General features: G+C 62.3%; 21 protein-coding genes, 1 tRNA gene and 1 pseudogene. 9 read left to right on the forward strand and 14 right to left on the reverse strand.

The features are described from left to right. A partial coding sequence (locus tag EN939_RS01630) for a 2'-deoxycytidine 5'-triphosphate deaminase (RefSeq protein WP_127266705.1) occupies positions 1-570 on the forward strand: 570 nt, incomplete at its 5' end. A 99-nt stretch (positions 571-669) separates the two neighbouring features. Next, positions 670-1443, forward strand: a complete 774-nt coding sequence (locus EN939_RS01635; protein ID WP_127266706.1) for an ABC transporter substrate-binding protein — start codon at positions 670-672, stop codon at positions 1441-1443. 175 nt (positions 1444-1618) lie between these two features. Here EN939_RS01635 and araD1 read toward each other — a convergent pair whose 3' ends face one another. From araD1 to chvE, 4 genes are all read right to left on the reverse strand, one after another. Further along, positions 1619-2611 carry an AraD1 family protein gene (araD1, locus tag EN939_RS01640; RefSeq protein ID WP_127266707.1) on the reverse strand — a complete coding sequence of 331 codons (993 nt, stop codon included), beginning with the start codon at positions 2609-2611 and terminating at the stop codon, positions 1619-1621. A 304-nt stretch (positions 2612-2915) separates the two neighbouring features. Then, positions 2916-4202 carry a multiple monosaccharide ABC transporter permease gene (gene mmsB, locus EN939_RS01645; protein ID WP_027038593.1) on the reverse strand — a complete coding sequence of 429 codons (1287 nt, stop codon included), beginning with the start codon at positions 4200-4202 and terminating at the stop codon, positions 2916-2918. After that, positions 4199-5731, reverse strand: a complete 1533-nt coding sequence (gene mmsA / locus EN939_RS01650) for a multiple monosaccharide ABC transporter ATP-binding protein (protein WP_127266708.1) — start codon at positions 5729-5731, stop codon at positions 4199-4201. Before mmsA ends, mmsB begins: the two co-directional genes overlap by 4 nt. Positions 5732-5852: 121 nt before the next feature. Next, entirely contained in the window at positions 5853-6923 is a 1071-nt protein-coding gene (gene chvE / locus EN939_RS01655) for a multiple monosaccharide ABC transporter substrate-binding protein (RefSeq protein ID WP_127266709.1), read from the reverse strand. Positions 6924-7236: 313 nt separating this feature from the next. On the opposite strand from chvE, the gene EN939_RS01660 reads away from it, so the two are divergent. Together EN939_RS01660 and EN939_RS01665 are read left to right on the forward strand one after the other, a co-directional pair. Next, positions 7237-8226 (forward strand): LysR family transcriptional regulator, encoded by a 990-nt coding sequence (locus EN939_RS01660; RefSeq protein ID WP_127266710.1) that lies wholly within the window; start codon positions 7237-7239, stop codon positions 8224-8226. 130 nt (positions 8227-8356) lie between these two features. Next, entirely contained in the window at positions 8357-8593 is a 237-nt protein-coding gene (locus tag EN939_RS01665; protein WP_127266711.1) for a hypothetical protein, read from the forward strand. A 2-nt stretch (positions 8594-8595) separates the two neighbouring features. Here the strand turns inward: EN939_RS01665 and EN939_RS01670 are convergent. The 6 genes from EN939_RS01670 to EN939_RS01695 all read right to left on the reverse strand — a co-directional run bounded on the left by EN939_RS01670 (position 8596) and on the right by EN939_RS01695 (position 14505). Continuing rightward, positions 8596-8669, reverse strand: a tRNA-Gly gene (locus tag EN939_RS01670). 77 nt (positions 8670-8746) lie between these two features. Further along, positions 8747-10660: an acyltransferase family protein gene (locus EN939_RS01675; RefSeq protein WP_127266712.1), complete on the reverse strand. Its 1914-nt coding sequence runs from the start codon at positions 10658-10660 to the stop codon at positions 8747-8749. 196 nt (positions 10661-10856) lie between these two features. Continuing rightward, positions 10857-12338 carry a hypothetical protein gene (locus EN939_RS01680; protein ID WP_127266713.1) on the reverse strand — a complete coding sequence of 494 codons (1482 nt, stop codon included), beginning with the start codon at positions 12336-12338 and terminating at the stop codon, positions 10857-10859. Between the two features lie 38 nt (positions 12339-12376). Continuing rightward, the gene (locus tag EN939_RS01685) at positions 12377-12844 is read right to left on the reverse strand and encodes a GtrA family protein (protein ID WP_236383387.1); all 468 of its coding nucleotides are present in this window, start codon (positions 12842-12844) and stop codon (positions 12377-12379) included. Next, a complete protein-coding gene (locus EN939_RS01690; protein WP_127266715.1) occupies positions 12822-13523 on the reverse strand; it encodes a class I SAM-dependent methyltransferase in 702 nt (233 codons plus the stop codon). Before EN939_RS01690 ends, EN939_RS01685 begins: the two co-directional genes overlap by 23 nt. After that, positions 13516-14505: a glycosyltransferase family 2 protein gene (locus EN939_RS01695; protein ID WP_206517189.1), complete on the reverse strand. Its 990-nt coding sequence runs from the start codon at positions 14503-14505 to the stop codon at positions 13516-13518. The genes EN939_RS01690 and EN939_RS01695 overlap by 8 nt, the downstream gene beginning before the upstream one ends. 273 nt (positions 14506-14778) lie before the next feature. Here EN939_RS01695 and EN939_RS01700 point away from each other — a divergent pair, with 273 nt between their 5' ends. Continuing rightward, entirely contained in the window at positions 14779-15042 is a 264-nt protein-coding gene (locus EN939_RS01700; protein WP_013533620.1) for a DUF6460 domain-containing protein, read from the forward strand. Between the two features lie 66 nt (positions 15043-15108). Here EN939_RS01700 and EN939_RS01705 read toward each other — a convergent pair whose 3' ends face one another. Further along, positions 15109-16014 (reverse strand): histone deacetylase family protein, encoded by a 906-nt coding sequence (locus tag EN939_RS01705; protein WP_127266717.1) that lies wholly within the window; start codon positions 16012-16014, stop codon positions 15109-15111. 131 nt (positions 16015-16145) lie between these two features. Here EN939_RS01705 and EN939_RS01710 point away from each other — a divergent pair, with 131 nt between their 5' ends. Together EN939_RS01710 and EN939_RS37860 are read left to right on the forward strand one after the other, a co-directional pair. Continuing rightward, positions 16146-17501, forward strand: coding sequence for an MATE family efflux transporter (locus EN939_RS01710; RefSeq protein ID WP_127266718.1), 1356 nt, complete (start codon positions 16146-16148; stop codon positions 17499-17501). Positions 17502-17825: 324 nt separating this feature from the next. Further along, complete coding sequence (locus tag EN939_RS37860) at positions 17826-17975, forward strand: hypothetical protein (protein WP_164750861.1); 150 nt, start codon at positions 17826-17828, stop codon at positions 17973-17975. A gap of 8 nt (positions 17976-17983) precedes the next feature. Here EN939_RS37860 and EN939_RS01715 read toward each other — a convergent pair whose 3' ends face one another. Both EN939_RS01715 and EN939_RS01720 read right to left on the reverse strand, forming a co-directional pair. Continuing rightward, positions 17984-19060: a quinone-dependent dihydroorotate dehydrogenase gene (locus EN939_RS01715; RefSeq protein ID WP_127266719.1), complete on the reverse strand. Its 1077-nt coding sequence runs from the start codon at positions 19058-19060 to the stop codon at positions 17984-17986. Then, positions 19057-19407 carry a DUF952 domain-containing protein gene (locus EN939_RS01720; protein ID WP_063173552.1) on the reverse strand — a complete coding sequence of 117 codons (351 nt, stop codon included), beginning with the start codon at positions 19405-19407 and terminating at the stop codon, positions 19057-19059. The genes EN939_RS01715 and EN939_RS01720 overlap by 4 nt, the downstream gene beginning before the upstream one ends. A 187-nt stretch (positions 19408-19594) precedes the next feature. Here EN939_RS01720 and EN939_RS01725 point away from each other — a divergent pair, with 187 nt between their 5' ends. Together EN939_RS01725 and EN939_RS01730 are read left to right on the forward strand one after the other, a co-directional pair. After that, positions 19595-20011, forward strand: a complete 417-nt coding sequence (locus EN939_RS01725) for a hypothetical protein (RefSeq protein WP_127266720.1) — start codon at positions 19595-19597, stop codon at positions 20009-20011. Between the two features lie 120 nt (positions 20012-20131). Beyond that, the gene (locus EN939_RS01730; RefSeq protein ID WP_023813893.1) at positions 20132-20791 is read left to right on the forward strand and encodes a response regulator transcription factor; all 660 of its coding nucleotides are present in this window, start codon (positions 20132-20134) and stop codon (positions 20789-20791) included. Between the two features lie 32 nt (positions 20792-20823). Here the strand turns inward: EN939_RS01730 and EN939_RS01735 are convergent. Beyond that, positions 20824-21087: pseudogene (locus tag EN939_RS01735) on the reverse strand (MFS transporter); the annotation flags it as partial.

Consider the following 21087-nt stretch of genomic DNA (forward strand, 5'->3'; position numbering starts at 1 on the left):
GAGTTGCATCGCGCGCAGACGCTGGTCGCCACCGAGCCGCCGAACATTTCCGGCGGCGGCATCGCGCTGTCGATCGACCTCAACGGCGATCAGAACGGGCTGGTCGGCTATCGCGGCAAGCATCACACCGGCCTCGTCGATGTCGACAAGCGCGCGGCGCAGGAAGTCGTCGACTTCTGGGAGCCGATCCACAAGAGCGGCGCCGGCGAACTGGTGCTCGACCCCGACGAGTTCTACATCCTCGTCAGCCAGGAGGCGGTGCACGTACCGCCGCTCTACGCCGCCGAGATGACGCCCTTCGATCCGCTGGTCGGAGAGTTCCGCGTCCACTATGCCGGCTTCTTCGATCCGGGCTTTGGCCATTCCGCGTCCGGCGGCACCGGCAGCCGGGCGGTGCTGGAAGTGCGCAGCCACGAAGTGCCGTTCATTCTCGACCATGGCCAGATCGTCGGCCGGCTGGTCTACGAACACATGCTGAAGCGGCCGCAGGCCCTCTACGGCACCGATCTCGGCTCCAACTACCAGGCGCAGGGCCTGAAGCTGTCCAAGCATTTCCGCGCCGCGCGCTGACCTCATTGCCCCAAGGCAAAATACTTGCCTGTACCGGCGCGCCATGCTTGGCTGCCTTGCCGCCCGTCAAGATGCCGGCGTTCAAGGGGAACCAAGAAAATGCAGATTTCAAAATGGATCGTATCGGCAGCGGGCGCTGCCATGCTGGTGATGGCTGCCGGCTCTTTGTCGGCGCAGGCAGCTGAAAAAATCAAGATCGGCACGGAGGGCGCCTATCCGCCGTTCAACACCATTACCGCTGACGGCAAGGTCGAAGGCTTCGACATCGACATCGCCAATGCACTATGCGCGCAGATGAAGGTCGAGTGCGAGATCGTCACGCAGGACTGGGACGGCATCATTCCCGCCTTGCAGGCGAAGAAATTCGACGCCATCATCGCCTCGATGAGCATCACCGAGGAGCGCAAGAAGCAGGTCGCCTTCACCAACAAATATTATACGACACCGCTGGCTCTGGTGGCGCCGAAGGACAGCGATCTCACCTCGACCGAACCACCGGCACTGGCCGGCAAGACGGTCGGCGCCCAGGCTTCGACCACGCAGGCCGACTATGCCCAGAATGAGTATGGCAAGGCAGGCGCGGAGGCAAAGCTCTATCCGACCCAGGAAGAGGCGATCACCGACCTGACCAACGGTCGTCTTGACGCCGTGATCTCGGACAAGTTCGTGCTGATGGACTGGCTGAAGAAGGCAAGCGACGGCTGCTGCAAGCTGGTCGGCGACGTCAAGGGCACCGAAACGCAAGCCGGCATTGCCGTGCGCCTGGAAGACACGGCCCTGCGCGACAAGCTCAACGCGGCCATCGATGCGATCGTTGCCGACGGCACCTACAAGAAGATCCAGGCCAAGTATTTCGACTTCGATATTTATTGAGGCTGGGCGCTTCTTCCCTTCTCCCCTTGTGGGAGAAGGTGTCGCCGAAGGCGGCGGATGAGGGGTGTTCCAGGGAACGCAAACGTCTTATTTCGCTGGAACACCCCTCATCCGTCTCGGCGCTAACGCGCCGATCCACCTTCTCCCACAAGGGGAGAAGGAAAAAGGCGCTACCTCAAAGCGCCTTCACAGCCACCTTCACCGGCTTTTCGATCTCCAGCGGATTGCGCAGCGGCAGGCCGAAGTCCCCGGCCTCGATCTCGAACACATCGCCGGCCTCGGTCCTGATGCCGTCGGCGAAAGAGAGCGTGGCCGTGCCGAACATATGCACATGCACGTCGCCCGGCTGGCGGAAGGCCGCGTATTTGAAATGGTGATGTTCGAGATTGGCGATGGTGTGCGACATGTTCGCTTCGCCGGACAGGAACGGCTTTTCCCACAGCACCTCGCTGTCACGCACGATGCGCGAGGTGCCGCGGATATCGGGCGGCAGGTCGCCGATCAGGATTTCCGGACCGAACGAGGCGTTGCGCAGCTTGGAATGGGCGAGGAACAGATAGTTCACGCGCTCGGTGACGTGGTCGGAAAACTCGTTCGACAGCGTGAAGCCGACGCGGAAAGGTGCGCCGTCGTCGCCGATGACATAGATGCCGGCCACCTCGGGCTCTTCGCCGGCGTCCTTGGCAAAGGCCGGTGACAGAAGTGCGGCACCTGGCGCCACCGCCATCGTGCCGTTGCCTTTGTAGAACCATTCCGGCTGCACGCCGATCTGGCCATTCGCCGGCTTGCCGCCCTCCAGCCCCATGCGAAACATCTTCATGGAATCGGTGAGCTGCTCCTCGCCGTCGGCGCTCAGCTTCTTGTGCATGGAATCGCGCGTCGCGGCGGAGCCGAGATGCGTCAGCCCGGTGCCGGTCAGGTGCAGATGCGCCGGATCAGGGTGATTGATCGGCGACAGCAGCCGCCCCTTCTTGTAAGCGGCCTCGAGATCGACCGTCTCGCCAAGCCCCTTGCGTTCGATCAGCGCGACGAGGCCGACGCCGGTGCGGGCGGCCTCCATCGCCAGCGAATAGACGCTGCGGGCGCCATTGATGATCCGGGTCTTGCCGCCATTGCGGGCGACGACGCGGATGGTCTCGGCGTCGTCGAGGATCTGGGAGATCAGCATGATGAATCCTCTCTCATTTGCCTTGGCAGGACTGCCAAAACGGCAGACCTTACTCAGCGCGGCCGGGACCTCGTCCATGCCACGGTTTAAATTCTCAGTTCGGATTGCGCTCGCGGGCCTGGTCCCTCAGGGACTTCTGTTACCGGCGGGTTGCCGGCAGCGCCGCGATCGTATGCCTCCTGCTTGCCTCGCCTAGAGCAGTTCACCGTTTCACGGAAACGGCGAACCGCTCTAACTCATTGTCTTGGCGCAATTCCAGGCGGAAAACCGTTTCACATTTTCCTGGAATTGCTCTTAAGCCCGTTCAAGCCTTGTTCTTGTTGTAGACGTCGAAGATCACGGCACCGAGCAGCACCAGGCCTTTGACCACCTGCTGCCAGTCGACATTGACGCCCATAATCGACATGCCGTTGTTCATCACGCCCATGATGAAGCCGCCGACCACCGCGCCGATGACCTGACCGACGCCGCCCATCGCCGAGGCGCCGCCGATGAAGACGGCGGCGATGACGTCGAGCTCGCTGCCGAGGCCCGCGGCCGGCACCGCCTGTCCCAGTCGCGCCGCGATGATCAGGCCGCCGAGCGCCGACAGCACGCCCATATTGATGAACACCATCAGCGTCAGCCGCTCGGTGTTGATGCCTGAAAGCTGCGCGGCCTTGGAATTGCCGCCCATGGCATAGATACGGCGGCCGATGGTCATGCGCTTGGTGACGAAGACGAACAGCGAGATCAGCACGCCCATGACGAGCAGCACCACCGGCAGGCCCCTGTAGCTGGCGAACTGGTAGACCAGGAACAGCGCCAGCGCGCTGCCGACCAGCGTCTTGACGACGAACAGGGCAAAGGGCTCGGCCTCATAGCCATGGCGTTCGCGCTTGCGGCGCGTCCTCACCCCGAAATAGGCGTAGGCCAGAACAGCGATCAGGCCCAGCACGATCGTCGTCATGTGCAGCGTCAGGCCGCTGCCCATGATGGTCTTGCCGGCCGCGTTCACTGTTGGCGGGATCAGCGTCAGCGGGCCGATGACATCCGGGATGAAGCCGGAGCTGAGCGCCTTGAAGCCATCGGGTAGCGGCCCCACCGAGGATCCGCCGCCCAGCAGGGCCTGGCAGATGCCGCGGAAGATCAGCATGCCGGCCAGCGTGACGATGAAGCTCGGTATTCGGTGATAGGCGATCCAATAGCCTTGCGCCGCACCGATCGCGCCGCCCACGATCAGGCAGATGATCGAAACCACCAGCGGGTTGCTGAACGGACCAAGCGGCCAGATGACCATCATCATCGCCGCCAAGGCGCCGATGAAGCCAGCGACCGAGCCAACGCTTAGATCGATATGGCCGGAGACGATCACCAGCAGCATGCCCAGCGCCATCACGATGATGAACGAGTTCTGCTGCACCAGGTTGCTCAGGTTCACCGGCTTGAACAGCGTTCCGTTCGTGGTGAACTGGAAGAACACCATGATGGCGATCAGCGCCAGGATCAGGCCGTATTCGCGCAGGTTCGTCGTCAGCGCCGAGACGGCAATGCGTGGGCGCTGCTCTTCGGCGACGTTGCCCTGCGGGGCGGGGGCGCTTTCGGTGCTCATGCTGCTTTTCCTTCTCCACGAACGATGGCGCGCATTATTTTTTCCTGGCTTGCTTCCGCGGCGGGCATTTCGCCCACGATGCGCCCTTCGTTCATGACGTAGATGCGGTCGGTGATGCCAAGCAATTCCGGCATTTCCGACGAGATGACGACGATCGCCTTACCCTCAGCCGCGAGACGGGCGATGATCGTATAGATTTCGTACTTGGCGCCGACATCGATGCCGCGCGTCGGCTCGTCGAGGATCAGCACGTCCGGGTCGGCGAACAGCCATTTCGACAACACCACTTTCTGCTGGTTGCCGCCGGAGAGATTGCCGGTCATCTGATAGACGCTGGAAGCGCGGATATTGGTCTTCTTGCGATAGTCGTTGGCAACGGCGAGCTCGCGCATGTCGTCGATCACGCTGTGGCGCGAGACGCCGCCAAGATTGGCCAGCGTGATGTTGTGCTTGATATGGTCGATGAGGTTGAGACCGTAGGTCTTGCGGTCCTCTGTGACGTAGGCGATGCCGTGTTGGACCGCCTTGCTCACCGAGGAAACGTCGACCGGCTTGCCCTTGAGCAGCACCTCGCCGGAGATGCGGCGGCCGTAGGAGCGGCCGAACAGGCTCATGGCGAATTCGGTGCGGCCAGCGCCCATCAGCCCGGCAATGCCCACCACTTCGCCCTTGCGCACGTTGATGTCGATGCCCTTGATCACCTGCCGCTCGGCATGGATCGGGTGATAGACCGACCAGTTCTTCACTTCGAACACGACCTCGCCGATGTCAGGCTCGCGCGGCGGATAGCGGTCGTCGAGTGAGCGGCCGACCATCGAAGTGATGATGCGGTCTTCAGAGATGTCCTTCTTGGCCAGCGTCTCGATGGTGCGCCCGTCACGGATCACCGTCACCTTGTCTGCGACCCGGTTCACCTCGTTGAGCTTGTGCGAGATCAGGATCGAGGTCATGCCCTGCCGCTTGAATTCGAGCAGAAGGTCGAGCAGCGCCTGGCTGTCCTTTTCGCTGAGCGACGCCGTCGGCTCGTCGAGGATCAGGAGCTTGACTTCCTTGCTCAACGCCTTGGCGATCTCGACCAGCTGCTGCTTGCCGACGCCGATATTGGTGATCAGCGTCTTGGGGTCCTCCTTGAGGCCCACCTTCTTCAACAGGGCGCTGGTGCGCGCCTCGTTGGAATTCCAGTCGATGATGCCGTATCTGGCGTGCTCGTTGCCGAGGAAGATGTTTTCGGCGATCGACAGCATCGGCACCAGCGCAAGTTCCTGGTGGATGATGACGATGCCCTTGCGCTCGCTGTCATGGATGCCTTTGAACTGGCATTCCCCGCCGTTAAAGATGATCTGGCCGTCATAGGTTCCTGAGGGATAGACGCCCGACAGCACCTTCATCAGCGTCGACTTGCCGGCGCCGTTCTCGCCGACCACGGCATGAATCTCGCCTTCCTCGACGCTGAGGTTGACGTTCGACAGCGCCTTCACGCCGGGGAACGTCTTGGTGATGTCGCGCATCTCCAAAATCGTCGAGGCCATGGGACAACCGCTCCTTGAGAGGTCGGCAAACATTGCCGGCGAGGTCGGCGACAATACCGGGCTCGCTGGTGAACGAAAAGGGGCCCTGCGTTGCGCAGGACCCCTGACTTTGGAACCGGGGTTACTTCAGTTCGTCGGCCTTGATGTAGCCGGAGTCGACGACCAGTGCCTGGTAGTTCGACTTGTCGACCTCATGCGGCGTCAACAGGATCGAGGGAACGACCTTGACGTCGTTGTTGTAGGTCTTTTCATCGAGGCCGTCCGGCTTGCCGCCCGAGAGCACCTTGTCGACGAGTTCGACGGTGGCCTTGGCCAGTTCGCGGGTGTCCTTGAACACGGTCGAGTACTGCTCGCCCGTGATGATAAGCTTGACCGAAGCGGTCTCGGCGTCCTGGCCGGTCACGATCGGCCAGGGCTGTGCGTCCGTGCCGTAGCCGACGGCGCGCAGCGAGGCGGTGATGCCGCGCGACAGGCCGTCATAGGGCGAAAGAACGCCATCGACGCGGCTGCCGTCCGAATAGTTGGCCGACAGCAGATTGTCCATGCGCGCCTGGGCAGTGGCGGCGAGCCAACGCAGCGTGCCGACCTTGTCCATGCCGGTCTGGCCGGACTTGATCTTGATCGAGCCGTCGTCGATCAGCGGCTGCAGGACGGAGATCGCGCCGTCGTAGAAGAAAAAGGCGTTGTTGTCGTCGGGCGAGCCGCCGAACAGTTCGACGTTCCACGGCTTGGTGTTCGGGAAGCGCTCCTTGAGGCCCTTGACCAGCGAATTCGCCTGGATCACGCCGACGCCGAAATTGTCGAAGGTGGTGTAGTAGTCGACATTGGCGGTCTTCTTGATCAGGCGGTCATAGGCGACGACGACGACGCCCGCGTCAGCGGCCTTCTGCAGAGCATCCGACAGGGTGGTGCCGTCGATCGAAGCAATGATCAGCGCCTTCGGGCCTTTGGTGATTTCGTTTTCCAGCTGGCTGAGCTGGTTGGGGATGTCGTCCTGCGCGTATTGCAGGTCGACGGTGTAGCCGAGAGCCTCGAGCTGGGACTTGACGGCGTCGCCATCATTGATCCAGCGCTGCGAGGTCTTGGTCGGCATCAGCACGCCGACAAGACCCTTGTCGGCTGCGTGCGCCGAGTAGGTCATGGCAGCGATGCCAAGGGCCGCGACGGCGGCCAGTGTCTTGATGATTTTCACTTTAACTCTCCCTGTTTGATGGACGCGGCACCCCGGGGGTCGCGGGCCGCGCAATCGTGCAGAAGCGCCAAGGGCACTGCTGCCGTCATATCGATCTCCGGTATCCTCCCATGGCCCCGAGACGCTGATTCAATCGATACGATTTTTCTCGTCAGCGACCGTCACGTCTTGGAACGCGCGGAGGGTGTGGGTCTTTGCCATAACTGTCAAATGCGATCTTTGATGGTTGCTATATCATGGTTGGTATATGTATTGGGACGTGACGGGCTGACTCCAAGGTCGGCCTTACACGAGCAGAAGGCAGGGAAAAGCGATGGCGCGGCCCGGGAATCCGACAACAGCTTCAAATGGTTACAGAGAAGCACGGGGCGATGGCGAAACCCTGCTGCGCAGCGGTCTCAGTCTGCGTCACATGCGCATGATCGTCGCGCTAGACGACCACAGCCGGGTCAGCGCGGCAGCCCAGGTTCTGAACATTTCGCAGCCGGCGGCCTCGCGCATGATCGCAGAGATGGAGGCGGTGCTGGAGGTCAAGCTGTGCGAGAGGCTGCCGCGCGGTATCACCTTGACGCCATACGGCAAGGCTTTGGCCAGGCGGGCGCGCTCGATCCTGCTGGAGATGCGCGAGGTGGACCGCGAGATTTCCGAACTCAAGGCGGGCAAGGGTGGTTCGGTTTTCCTGGGTGCCGTGACCGCGCCGGCAATCGAGCTGGCGGTGCCGGCGATTCGTGAAATCCGCCGCATCTATCCGCGCATCGAGATCACCATGCAGGTCGAGACCTCCAATGTGCTGGCACGCGAGCTGATCGCCACGCGCCATGACTTCATCATCGCGCGCATCCCGGACGACCTCAATCCGCGGCTGTTCGAGTCGCGCGTCATCGGCGTCGAGAAGGCCTGCCTGATCGTGCGCCGGGGCCATCCGCTCACCAAGGGCGAGGCGGTGCGGCTGGAAGAGACCGCCGCCTATGACTGGGTCTTCCAGTCTGGCGGCTCGCCCTTGCGCCAGGCGATGGAGAGCAACTTCCTCAACCGCAACATCGCTTTGCCGGACCGTATCCTGAACACCAGTTCGCTGCTCCTGACCCTGGTCATGGTCGCGCAATCCGATGCCATCGCACCGGTCTCTGTCCAGGTGGCGAAATTCATCCAGAACCCTGACGGGCTGGCCGGCGCCATCGACGTCGTCCAGACCGAATTCGACATCGAGGTCAGGCCCTACAGCCTGATCACGGTCAGGAATCGCGCACTGTCGCCGGCCGCCAAGATGCTGCACGACTTCATTCTGAGGGAAGTGGGATGATGGCTCGCTCGGGTAAGGTTGTCCGGCGAAAGCACCGCCAGGCCGAGGCCGGCGAAAGCGAGCTGGGAACATTATTTCCCGCCGATGCGTTCATGATCTTGCAAGGGGCGATTTCTTCTGGAGGCTGAACATGCGCAGCTTCGAAATCATCGATCTGCTTTGCGTGATCGAGGCCTGCAAGCACGATCGATCGGTCGGGAATTTCGTTTCCATGGCTGAAGGCGTTGAAGAATTGCGGGTGTTGACCGGCGATTTCGTTTCATCGGATGACGTGGCGGCAAACGCCCTCGCAACGGTGGCGCTTGCGCGAGGCTGCTCGGTTGTGTTCGACGAACAGGCAGGCGCTGAAATGGTTCTGACGCCTTAGACTGGAGCGGGTAGAGGGAATCGAACCCTCGCGTTCAGCTTGGGAAGCTGACAAGCTACCATTACATCATACCCGCGTGCGCCCTCGTTACCATGAGGGTTAGCCTTCGGGCAATCGCAAAGCGGTCTGTTCTCACGACGGTCGTGCTGCGGATCACGGCGCGCCCACGGCCGTGAATTGCCGTTTTGCCTCCGCGACCTCATTGCTGGTGGCGAAGCTTGGCCAGTATTTCGAGATGGCCAGCGTCGCGCCGGCGGAAGAGAAGTGGCCATAGTCGAAGTAGAGAAATTCATTGGTCGTGGCATCGGCGTATGAACAACCGGCCGAGTCGCACAGATACGTCAGCGGATCTATGAAATCGGCCCCTTTGGTGAACGGCAGAACCCGTGCGTTGATGTCCGGATCCATAGCCATCGGCCAGGATGTGGTTCCGGCATGCTCCCGTCTCACCAAGAAAGCGATCTTCTGGACGTCGGCGATGAATTCCGGAGACTGGCCGACGGTATAGACCTTGACCCCCATCCCGCGAAGCCGATCGATCGTCTTCTGCAGGCCGTCGAAGCCCCTGGCCTGGTAGTCGGTCCATCGGCCGCTCAGGATCACCGCCTGGATGTTGGCGTCGCGAATGATCGACAAGGCCCGTTCGTTGAAGCGGGTGCAGGCGGGCCGAGCATAGGAAAAATAGGTCAGGTCGGGCGGACAGCCGGCATAGGTGTATTGGATGACATTGGCCTGGATTTTCTGGGCGTTGGGCTCAAGTCCCGGAACATAGTGGGCAGCGAAAGAATCGCCCCACAGCAGCACATTGGTGGCAAAGCCCGTTGTCCGGGTGCAGTCGGCAAGGTTCCAGTCTTCGATGCGGGTCCCGTTTTCGTTGAAACAGATGCCGTTGCGCCAGTCGCCGACCCGGATACGTTCTGTCGAGAAATCCGGAAACCGTTGCGGGAAACCGTTGCCCAGTGCGCCGGCCAAACCACCGGCGCACAGCAGCACGATTGCCGTCGCCGAAAAGGCGAAGATGGGCAGTGGGGCGGTATAGGCTCGTTTGTGGCGGAAGGGTTGCTCGACGTATTTCCAGGAGAATGCCGCCAAGGCGAAACTGGCAACCGTCATCGCGATAATCGTTGGCACACCGACAGTCTTCAGGGAGAGATAATGGACGAAGGAGTTGATTGGCCAGTGGACGAGGTAAAGCGAATAGGAAATGAGGCCGACCCAGACCAGCGGCGCCAACCGAAGCACGCGAGTGGCGACAGGTGCCGGCCTGTCGGCGCTATCCTGGCCAGCATAGATCAGCAGAGCTGTTCCGATGCAGGGGAATAGGGCATTGTAGCCGGGAAACGGATCGCTGTCCGAAATCATCACAAAGCCAAATGCAATGAGGGCAAAGCCGGCGAGGCCGATCAGGTCCGCCGCCAGCCGACTGGCTAGGACCGGAGGCTTCCGCAACATCAGCATGGCGCCCAGCGCCAGCTCCCATATGCGCGTCGGCAAGAGATAGAACCCTGCCGTCGGTGCCAGCGAGGTTGCTATGACTGCCAGGGCAAAGCTGCCGATGGCCATCGGCAGAAGTACCGTCAGCCAGCGCTTCGAGACGTATCGGTAGATCAGATAAAGGAGGATCGGCGCGAAGATATAATACTGCTCTTCCACCGAAAGCGACCATGTGTGCAGGAGCGGCCGCAGTTCGGCGTCGATGGAGAAATAGTTCGTCGTTTTCCAGAAATAGATGTTCGACCAGAAGGTCGAGGCGGCGATCACGCTGAGGCTGAATTCGTGGAGATCCGAAGGCAGAAGGATGAACCAGGCGGCAATGCTCGCGAGCAGGATGACGAAGGTCAGCGCCGGCAGGATGCGCCGTGCGCGGCGCCAGTAGAAGCGGCCGATCGAGAATTGGCCCCGCTCAAGATCATCGAGCAGGCTGCCGCTGATCAGATAGCCCGATATGACGAAGAAGATGTCGACACCGGTGAAGCCGCCGGGAATGGCGGACACGCCGAAATGGAAGAGCACGACAGGCAGCACCGCAACGGCCCGCAGACCGTCGATGTCGCGCCGGTAGTTCATCCGGCCGGCCCGCGCGCGACCACCAGGATCCGTGCGGCCGCACCCGACACGCTCATGCGGCGATGTCGTCGATCGTGCTGAAAATCCCGGCTCGTCGATCTCACAGGCTTACCCTCAGGCAGCAATTTTGCTGCGCTGCAACATGGGTGTCAAGGCATATATTGCTGTCGCGAAATTCGCCAGGAACGCACCGGGATCAGGCGCCGGGCAGATAGATTACCGCGTAGTCGTCCGAATAGGCCCGTTTCCAGCCCAACTGGTCGAAGAAGGGAATGCGGCTGTCGTCGGCCGATAGCAGCGCCCAATCTATTGCGTATTTCTTCAGGCGGGCTTCGAGGAGCGGCTTGCCGTCGCCGCGTCCGGTGTCGTTATCGCTCTTTGTGAAACCGCCGAGGAACAGCTGGTCCGTCCGTCCGTCGATATAGGTCTTGAACCCGTGGAAAATCAGCGTGCCGCCGAAATTGTAGGAATTCAGCACGTTGCCGGATAGATGATGGCTTTGCGCGAATGCCAGCGCCCCGCTGGCCGATGTCTTCGGACTTGGCGCTACCTGATAGACGCTGCCGAGCACAGCGACCCCGCCAATCAGCAGAACGGCTGCCGTGCCGCAAATGGCGTAGAACCGTCTGGCTAAGAATCTCTCCAGCCCGTCGCGCTTTTCGGCCAGCCACGCGGTGGCTGAAAGCGAGGGATATTGCTGTGCGACCTCGGCCGCCATCACCAGCGGAATCAGCAGGAAGAACAGGTACATGAAGCGCACATGGGCGAGATAGACATGCAAGGTGAAGACGACGAACAACGCCTTGGCCCAGCCAATTCGCAATCGGGACACTAATAGCCCGAAAAGCGCCAGCAGCATCACCGCTTCCTGGACGGGACTGTCCGGCGGATTGAACGGTTTCCATTCCATGATCAGCGACACTGCCTCGTTGCCGTAAGCCACGGCGAGCGTCGCCAGGATGGCCTGGACGCCGTACGGGTGGATCAGGCTGACCAGCGGGCAAAGCAGGCCGAACGCGATCCACTTCGCCAGCAGGGCCGGTTTTGACAGGCCCGTGCGCGCCAGCAGATCGAGACCGGCGAAAGCCGCGATGACGAAGCTCAAGGTGAAGGTGGCGTGCAGGTTCGCCCATAATACGACCAGCACAAGCAGCCACCAGGGCGGCGCCCGTTCTTCCCTCGCCGCACCGAACAGCACCGCCGTCCAGATGACGATGATCGGGAAGGTGAAGACATGCGGACGCGCCGTGAAGATCGGGTTGATCAGGAACACCGCCGCGAAGGCCAGTGTAATCGCCAGGATCGGTTTCAGCCATGCGCTGAGAAACCACCCCATGAGGAAAACCGTCAGGGAGATCGAGGCGATGATCGCGGTGACGACCACGTTCCAGCCGCCCGCCCGGTAGGCAAGAGCCAGCAGGACCTGCCCCAGCCATTCCTTGGCAATCCAGGGCTGGCCGGCAAACGTGTAGGAGTAAGGATCGACCGTCGGAAATGTCCGGTTTGTCAGGAAATCGAGACCGACTTTCACTTGCCACCAGCTGTCGGGATCCTGCAGGGTGGCGCCTGCCTGGGCAGCCAACGCACCCGCCATCGCCAAGGCCGCGAGCAGGCAGAAGATCAGCCTGTTCCGCTCGTTGTATGTCGCGGCCGCCACACTGGCCTGAGCGTCGTTCATGATGCGCCGCCTCTGATCGGTTCCGGTGACAGTTGGGTTCAAGGTGTTGGACTGGCGGGCTGCCGCCGAGGCTTGTCGGCCACCCGAACTGTGCGGTCGGTGCTGTCGTCCCCACGTCCCACAAACACGAAGCGGGCCGAGCCAAGATAGAAAACCACCGAATAGACGCAGATTCCCGCGAGGTGGACCAGCGGGTTTTCGACGATGCCTGCCGAACGGGCGGCGATCACGACGGCCAGATTGATGCTGTAGGCGACCAGAAAGACACCCCCGTAGCGCAGCGCGGTTCCGGGCTGGAAGCCGTCGACTCTGCTGAAGGTCCATTGGCGGTTGAGGAAGAAGCCGAGGACAAGGCCGGCGGCATAACCCGTGGCGTTGGCAAGGATGTCGCCCAGACCAAGCGCAAGCCCGGCCAGGATGACCGCGTATCCCAGCGCCGTGTTCAACAGACCGACGGCGCCAAATCGCAGCATCCTCGGGAAGTCAAACGGCAGGCTTGACCACATGCGCAAAATATTGGGCTCCGACAGGTACCTTGGTGAGGAAGCGCTCGAACGGCCTCAGTCTCGCAAGCATCCGAGGAAAGAAAATCCGGTAGACGATCCTCGTATTGGCAAGGCCCGCCTCGGCCATGCGCCCGCGCATCTCGCGCGAATTTATCAAAACCGCGTTTTCGTCGAAGGCACAGTTTCTCACCGCGTGCGTGGTCAGCGGGTTCCAGGGATTGTGTTCGAAGACGAAGAAGCTGCCGCCATCGGCCAGCACCCTGCCGATCTCGGCGAACAGCCCGATCTGCAGGTTCTCGGGAATATGGTGGAAGACGCAGGCCGCGAAGGCCAGGTCGAAGCTGCCGTCGGCAAAGGGAATTGTCTTGCCGTCGAAATGCGTGAAGGCGGCCTGGCCGGGAAAGCGCTTGCTGGCGATGTCGAGCGATTCCCGCGAAGGATCGAGCAAGGTGATCTCCGCGTCGGGAAACGCGTTGCGCATATGGCCTAGCGAATTGCCGACGCCGGCGCCGAAATCCAGTATTCGTCGCGGTTTGACACCGGCCCGCCGCAGCGTCGCGGCGACGTCGTCGATCTTGTACCTGGCGAAGAAATCCGGGTTTTCGCCGCTCAGCCTTATGCTTGCGGCATGCTGCTCCTGATATTCCCGCGCAAACCGGTCGAACTCCGCCTCAAGCACGTGCGGCCCTCTTTGCCATCTCCTGCAGGCGATGGACCGGCAATTCGCCGCCCTCCACTGCCTGGCTGCGCGAAACGATCTCGTTGACGAAGTAGAGCGGCCGCCGCTTTGTCTCCATGTACATGCGCCCGAGATACTCGCCGAAGATCCCGAGCACCATAAGCTGGACGCTGCCGAGGATCAGCACGATCGCGGCAAGGCTGGTCCAGCCGGGCAACACGTTCCCGACCGACCATTCGAGCAGCGTGTAGCCGAGCACGACCAGGCCCAGAAGCCCGAACATCATTCCGAGCAGCGAGGCGAACCGCAAAGGGACGATGGAGAAGCTGGTCATCGCGTCGACCGCCAGAAGAAGCATTTTCTTCAGCGGATAATGGGTGGTTCCGGCAAAGCGGCGGTGCCGCTCATAGGGAAAGGCCACCTGTTTCAGCCCGATCCAGCTCACCATGCCGCGAATGAACCTGTAACGCTCTGGCATCGCGTTCAGATGGTCGAGCGCGCGACGGTTCATCAGCCGGAAATCTCCGGTATTGGGGGCTATGTCGACGTCGACCATCCGGCGCAGCAAGCGATAGAACATGGACGCGGAGGCGAGCTTGAACCAGCTTTCGCCATCGCGCGTCAGCCTCTGGCCGTAGACCACATCGAAGCCTTCGTTCATCTTCGTCATCATCGCGCCGAGCAGTTCAGGCGGATCCTGCAGGTCGGCATCGAGAATGAGAATGCGCTGGCCGCGACAGAATTCGAGCCCGGCGCTCAACGCGATCTGATGGCCGTAATTGCGGGCAAGGTCGATGGCGACGACATGGTCGTCCTTTTCAGCCAGCTGGAGAATGGCTTCGCGCGTGCCGTCGGTCGCGCCATCGATGACAAGGACGATCTCGTAGGAAGGGCCTTGTTCAAGGCATGCGGCCGTTACCCGCCGATGCAGTTCGGCCACGCCATCCAGCTCGTTGTAGCATGGGATGACCACCGACAGCATGACGCCGCGTCGCGCGGTGTTTCTCTCCGTCTCCACCAAAGCCTTGCTCCCGCTATCCGATTGGGAATAGCGGCAATTGGTTAGAAAACAGATAAGCCAGCGGGATCGCTGCGGCAGTAGCCGGCAGTCTGCCATGCGCCTGGGCTCGGCTTGCGGCCACACTATGCTCGGTGTCTCGCTATCCCGCAGAACTCCCGGCTTGAAGCGGACAAGCCAAGTGCGTATGTCTGGCTGACGCCCTCTAGCCAGGGTACCTCAATCTGGAGACGGGCCTTGTCCGCATTGACGCGCTTTCTTGGCGACTCGCCGCTCAAGGTGATCCTGAAACTGCTGGTGGTGTCTTTCCTCGTCGGCCTGGTCATGAACGCCTTCGGCTGGTCGCCGATGGATGTGCTCTACGGCATCCGCAAATTCTTCATGGACCTGTGGAATCTTGGCTTCCACGCCATCGACCGTTTCCTCGGCTATATCCTGCTGGGCGCGGCTATCGTCGTGCCGGCGTTCATCCTGTTGAGGCTCGCCAACTACCGGAAGTAGAGCATGATCCCGAACCGCAGGTCCGCGTCAGCGAACCCTGGCACCCGGTTTTTGGACAAGATCGTACTATCGGGCGTGGCCCGCGGCCACCTCGAACAGGATGGCGTGGCGCGCGGCAAGCGTGGGCACGTCAGTTGAATAGCCACCCCCGATGACGCCGCAGACCGGAACGCCCCGCGTGCGAAAGTGGCTGATCACCATGTCGTCGCGGGCGCGCAGGCCGTCATCCGATAGCGACAGCCTGCCAAGCCGGTCCTCAGCATGGACGTCGACGCCGGCATTGTAGAACACGATGTCCCAATGGGCTTGGGCGGAGAGCTCCGGCAGGATGGCGGCGAGCCTCTTCATGTAAGCGGCGTCACCCGTGCCGTCGGGCAGCGCGACATCGAGGTCGGAGGCGATCTTGCGCACGGGGTAGTTGCGGTCGCCATGCATGGAAAAGGTGAACACGCGCGGATCATCAGCGAGAATATCCGCCGTGCCGTCACCCTGATGCACGTCGAGGTCGACGATCAGGATGTTTTGTGCCGCGCCTTCGGCGAGCAGCACCAGCGCGGCGACGGCGACATCGTTGAAGGTGCAGAAGCCCGCTCCTTGCGCGCGCCGCGCATGATGGCTGCCGCCGGCGGTGTTGCAGGCAATGCCGTGGCGCAAGGCCAGCCGCGCCGCCAGCACGGTGCCGCCGGTGGCAAGCTGCGCGCGCAGCGAGACGCGGGGTCCGATCGGAAAACCGATCTCGCGCTCGATCTTCTCGGGCACGCGGCAGTTGACGACCTGGTCGACATAATTCGCCGCATGGGCAAGCTCCAGCCATGACACCGGTGCCGGTTCGGCGGTGCTGAGCGCGTCGGGGCCGGCGAGGCCACGTGAACGCAGCGCCTCCATCAGCAGTGGATATTTGCTCATCGGAAAGCGATGGTTGGTGGCGAAGCCGGCATCGTAGTCGGGATTATGGACGATCTGCAGGGGCATGAACTGGATCCGGCGGCTCGCGCCAGGCCGGGGATTTCGGTTGGCCGTCACGGGAAGAGTGATTGCGCGGTGGCTGGAAAATGGGGCACATCGGCAGTTCGATCAAGCCGCAATCAGCAAGGCAGCAATCCTTGGACCAGGGTGCAACCCCAGCCGACGCCAGATCCCCAATCAACCCCGGATCATTTGTCGTCACCAATCGTTCCGTGCTCGCCATCGCCGTGCCGATGACGCTTGCCTATCTGACGACGCCGATGCTCGGCCTGGTCGACACGGCTGTCATCGGCCAGTTCGGCGATGCCGCCTTGCTTGGCGGCCTGGCGGCCGGCGCATTGATCTTCGACGTCGTCTTCACCTCTTTCAATTTCCTGCGCTCGGGCACCACCGGGCTTGTCGCACAGGCGTTTGGGCGCGGCGACGCCCTGGAGGAACAGGCGGTGTTCTGGCGCGCCGTGCTGATCGCGGTTATCGCCGGCATCGTGCTCGCTGCCCTTGCGCCGCTGGTCGCCATCGCCGGGCAAAAGTTCATGGGCGCCGAACCGCGCGTCAGCGAGGCGATGGGCGTCTACATCAGGATCAGGCTGCTCGCGGCGCCGTTCTCGCTGATCAACTACGCCATCCTCGGCTATGTGCTGGGGCGCGGCGAGGGCGGGCTTGGGCTGATGCTGCAATTGGTGCTGAACGGCATCAACATCGCGCTCTGCTTCGTGCTTGGGTTGGAACTTGGCTGGGGTGTCGCCGGCGTTGCCTGGGCGACCGTCACCGGTGAGTTCCTGGCCATGCTGCTCGGCCTGGCGATCGTTATCCGCCGGTTCCGGGCCGCCCCATCCTTGCCGCGCCACCGCCTGCTCGACATGGCCGCCTTCCTGCGCATGATGTCGCTCAACCGCGACATCATGATCCGCTCGTTCTCGCTGCTCGCCGCCTTCGCATTGTTCACCCGCCAGGGCGCGCAGTTCGGCACGGTGACGCTGGCCGCCAACGCCGTGCTGATGAACTTCTTCCTCGTCGCCGGCTATTTCCTCGACGGCTTTGCCACCGCCGCCGAACAGCTGGCGGGCCGTGCCGTCGGCGCACGTGCCGCCGCACCGTTCCGCCAGGCCGTGCGGCTGACGCTGTTTTGGGGTTTCGGACTGGCGGGAGCCGCGACGCTGGTAATGCTGTCTGGTGGCGCCAATCTGGTCGCTCTCGTGACGACATCGGAGGAAGTCCGTTCGGTGGCCGACATCTACCTGCCATGGGCGGCATTCACGGCGCTGAGCGGTGTGCTGGCGTTCCAGATGGATGGCGTCTTCATCGGCGCGACCTGGTCCCGCGACATGCGCAACATGATGCTGCTGTCGTTCCTGGTTTTCGCGACCGCGCTGCTGACCCTTGCGCCCGCCTTCGGCAACAATGGACTTTGGGCGGCGCTGCACGTCTTCCTGCTGGTGCGAGGCTTCAGCCTGCTGACGATCCTGCGGCTCAGGGTGCGGACGGCGTTTTAGACGGTGCCCTCCGGGAGGCCCTGCGCCGTCCAGGCAGCGAACGGCACCTGCTCGCGATAGGAATTTTTTCTTGACTCGGTGATCTCAGCTATGGTACATTTTTGGCCATGGTGCTGATTTGCGCCAGTGACCCGCCGCACAGGCGGGTTTTTCGTTTGATGCTCCGTCAGCCAATGCGCCGGCGAGGCTCCGAAGCAACCCGTTAAACCGAGTTCGTTGCCCTGCTGTGCGGTCGGATGCACTTGCACTTCCAGTCGATTTCCAACAGACTTGATGCACCAATTGTTCCAGGGCGAGCTTATGCGAAGCTACCTGCCATATGTCTTGGGCGCGGCGCTGGGATTGCTCGCTGCGTTCATTCTCTCCGCGGTTTCTGGCATCGGCGGCACCGCGCAATTGCTTCTCTTCGGCGTGTTGCCTGCCATCGGCGGCGCCATTTGCGAGCGGGCCGTCAGTCGCAATCTACGCTCCTGAGAGCAGGCTCAGAGTTGCCTGGACGCCCAGAAGTCGAGGCGGCTGCCGCGCAACTCGCAAATCGACTTCAGCCGTTCCTTTTCGACGAAACGGACCATTCCGGAAAGGATACGGCCCGGCAGTGAAGGCCCGGCATAGATCATGCCGGTGTAGAGCTGGACCAGATCAGCACCCGCACGGATCTTGTCCAGCGCCGTATCGGCGGAATCGACGCCGCCGACGCCGATGATGGCGCGGTCCGGTCCGAGCAGTTTGCGCATCTTCGCCAGCACGATGGTCGAACGCTCGAACAGCGGCTTTCCGGAGAGCCCGCCGGTCTCGCGCGCGGTGTCGCCGCTGCGCAATGACGGTCGGGAGATGGTGGTGTTGGAGACGATGACGCCGTCCACCTGCTTTTCGGTGACCTCGGCGGCGATGTCCTCCAGCTCTGCCTCGACCAGGTCCGGCGCGATCTTCAGGAACACCGGCGGCTGCGCCGTTGCCGCGGCGCGCGCGGCCATGACACGCGACAAGAGTTCGCCAAGCTGCTCGCGCGCCTGCATGTTGCGCAGGCCCGGCGTGTTGGGCGAGGAGATGTTGACGGTGAGATAGCTGGCGTATTGCGCAAACCGGGCGACACCGCGCTCATAGTCGCCGATGCGGTCGCTGCTGTCCTTGTTGGCTCCGATGTTGACACCGACGATGCCGGAGCGCCCCTTGCGTGCGGCAAGGCGTTTTTCGGCCGCTGCATGGCCTTCATTGTTGAAGCCCAATCGGTTGATCACCGCATCGTCGGCAGTCAGCCGGAAGATACGCGGCTTCGGATTGCCGGCCTGCGGCAACGGCGTGATGGTACCGACCTCGGCGAAACCGAAGCCCAGGCCAAGCAACGCGTCCGGAACCTCGGCGTTCTTGTCATAGCCGGCCGCCATGCCGATCGGATTGGGGAAATCGAGGCCGCAGACGCTGACCTTCAGCCGCGCGTCGAGCGTCGTCCGCGCACCGACCGGCAGGCCGCATCGCAGCGCCGCAATCGACATGCCATGCGCGGTTTCCGGATCGAAGGCGAACAGCAGCTTCTGGCCGAGCCGGTCGAGCACGCTCATTGCCCCTCCAGTGCCGGGAACTGGTGCACACCATCGGCGCCAAGCGGCAGTGGCCGGACCCACAGCACGGCCTTGAGGTCCAGCGGGCCATAAAGATGCGGAAACAGCGCGCCGCCGCGCGAGACCTCGTATCTCAGCGCAGCGCCCAGGCCGGCGCCGTCGATGGCGACCAGCAGAAGGTCCGTCTGGCCGGCAAAGTGCTTTGCCGCCGTTTCCCTGACCTGTGCTGCCGTTGAGAAATGGATGAAGCCATCGGCGACATCGATCGGCGCGCCGGTGAAGCGACCATGCGTTTCGGCCTCGCGCCAAGGCGCTTGCGGGGTTATCTTGTAGATAATCTGAGACATGGTTGCGCTATAGAGCAGTTCCAGGAAAAGTGTGAAACGGTTTTCCCGGGAAAAGCGCATAGCGCTTTCCCTTGGGAATTGCGTCAAAAAGATTCCGAACCAGCCATTCGGGAAAGGCCACGCCAAGGGTCTTCCCCATTTCCGGCGCAAACATGCGATATCTGAGGCCTTGGCCATGGAGGACAACATGCGTCTGCAGCACATCTTGATCCCCGCCGCGCTCGTTTCGCTGGTCGCGGCTTCAGCTTATTCGGAAGAGACCGACCGCTACCGCCTGGAAAAGTCCGATAGCGGCTTTGTCCGTATCGATACGCAGACCGGCGCCATGTCGATCTGCGAGGAACGTTCGGGCCAGCTCGTCTGCAAGATGGCGGCCGACGAACGCGCTGCTTTCCAGGACGAGGTCGACCGCCTGCAAACCTCGATGAAGGCGATGGACGAGCGCGTCACCAAGCTCGAGAATTCGCTCTCCGCCCGCCTCGAATCGAAACTGCCGAGCGAGGAGGATTTCAACAAGACCATGAGCTACATGGAGCGCTTCCTGCGCGGCTTCATGGGCATCGTCAAGGATATGGACAAGGACGACGGCGCTCAGAAGACCTGAGCGCTTCAACCAGGGGAGGCGGCGCGCTGGCTTTGCCGCTTGAAAACAGCGCGCAGCCCCTCATAATCGTCCAATTGAACCCGAAAAGCCAAAAATCATCGGGGATTTGGGGAGGGACATTTGCCGGCAGGCTATTCTTTCGTCATCGCCGACGATCACCCGCTGTTTCGCGGTGCGCTGCGCGAAGCGCTCGCCGGCATCGGCAACGTCGCCGCCATCCATGAAGCCGGCGATTTCGAGAGCGCCAAGGCGCTGGTCGTGGCCAACGAGGACGTCGATCTGGTGCTGCTCGACCTGTCGATGCCGGGCGCCAGCGGCCTGTCCGGCCTGGTCTCGCTGCGTGGCATCCATCCGGCGGTGCCGCTGGTCGTGGTGTCGGCGCATGACGATCCGGCGACCATCAGGCGGGCGCTCGATCTCGGCGCTTCCGGCTTCATCTCCAAGTCGGCCAGCATGGAGGAGATCCGCAGCGCCGTGCAATCGGTGCTTGCCGGCGACATCGCAGCACCAGCCGGCGTCGATCTCGGCATCGAGCGCGATCCCGAAATATCGGACCTCATCAAGCGGCTGCAGGCTCTGACGCCGCAGCAGACACGGGTGCTGGGCATGCTGGCCGAGGGCCTGCTCAACAAGCAGATCGCCTATGAACTCGGTGTATCGGAGGCTACCATCAAGGCGCATGTCTCCGCCATCCTGCAGAAGCTCGGCGTCGACAGCCGCACGCAGGCGGTGATCCTGCTGTCCAAGATCGGCAGCGACCCGCTGCAGCCGGCGGGTTGATCGCCAGGGCGCCTGTTCGATCATTGTAGTGTTCAATCAGAGCACTGAACCTCCGTCCGCCGCACCGGCCGGCCGTTGAAGCTTGCGAAACTGATGGCGGCCATGATCCAGACGCCGATCCCGCCATAGAGCATGACCCAGCCAAAGCCGTTGCGCAGCGCATCCTGGGCGACGGTCCCGGCGAGCCCGGAGATGGGGTTTCCAGCAGCGATAGCTTCGGCGAGAAGACGCAATTGGGCAGCGTCGAGGTCGGGCAGCGCATGCCCCAGATGCGCCAGCACACCGCTGGCCAGGAT

It is taken from the genome of Mesorhizobium sp. M7A.F.Ca.CA.002.05.1.1, from assembly GCF_003998335.1.
Taxonomy (GTDB): Bacteria; Pseudomonadota; Alphaproteobacteria; order Rhizobiales; family Rhizobiaceae; genus Mesorhizobium.

Excerpts from the sequence above, each read along its gene's own strand:
- EN939_RS01725 (WP_127266720.1), top strand. The coding sequence starts at position 19,595 with ATGCGTCTGCAGCACATCTTGATCCCCGCCGCGCTCGTTTCGCTGGTC.
- EN939_RS01675 (WP_127266712.1), bottom strand. The coding sequence starts at position 10,660 with ATGAACTACCGGCGCGACATCGACGGTCTGCGGGCCGTTGCGGTGCTG.
- EN939_RS01715 (WP_127266719.1), bottom strand. The coding sequence starts at position 19,060 with ATGAGCGTGCTCGACCGGCTCGGCCAGAAGCTGCTGTTCGCCTTCGAT.
- EN939_RS01665 (WP_127266711.1), top strand. The coding sequence starts at position 8,357 with ATGCGCAGCTTCGAAATCATCGATCTGCTTTGCGTGATCGAGGCCTGC.
- EN939_RS01720 (WP_063173552.1), bottom strand. The coding sequence starts at position 19,407 with ATGTCTCAGATTATCTACAAGATAACCCCGCAAGCGCCTTGGCGCGAG.
- mmsA (WP_127266708.1), bottom strand. The coding sequence starts at position 5,731 with ATGGCCTCGACGATTTTGGAGATGCGCGACATCACCAAGACGTTCCCC.
- EN939_RS01660 (WP_127266710.1), top strand. The coding sequence starts at position 7,237 with ATGGCGCGGCCCGGGAATCCGACAACAGCTTCAAATGGTTACAGAGAA.
- mmsB (WP_027038593.1), bottom strand. The coding sequence starts at position 4,202 with ATGAGCACCGAAAGCGCCCCCGCCCCGCAGGGCAACGTCGCCGAAGAG.
- EN939_RS01695 (WP_206517189.1), bottom strand. The coding sequence starts at position 14,505 with ATGCTGTCGGTGGTCATCCCATGCTACAACGAGCTGGATGGCGTGGCC.
- araD1 (WP_127266707.1), bottom strand. The coding sequence starts at position 2,611 with ATGCTGATCTCCCAGATCCTCGACGACGCCGAGACCATCCGCGTCGTC.
- EN939_RS01680 (WP_127266713.1), bottom strand. The coding sequence starts at position 12,338 with ATGAACGACGCTCAGGCCAGTGTGGCGGCCGCGACATACAACGAGCGG.
- EN939_RS01635 (WP_127266706.1), top strand. The coding sequence starts at position 670 with ATGCAGATTTCAAAATGGATCGTATCGGCAGCGGGCGCTGCCATGCTG.
- EN939_RS01685 (WP_236383387.1), bottom strand. The coding sequence starts at position 12,844 with ATGTGGTCAAGCCTGCCGTTTGACTTCCCGAGGATGCTGCGATTTGGC.
- EN939_RS01705 (WP_127266717.1), bottom strand. The coding sequence starts at position 16,014 with ATGCCCCTGCAGATCGTCCATAATCCCGACTACGATGCCGGCTTCGCC.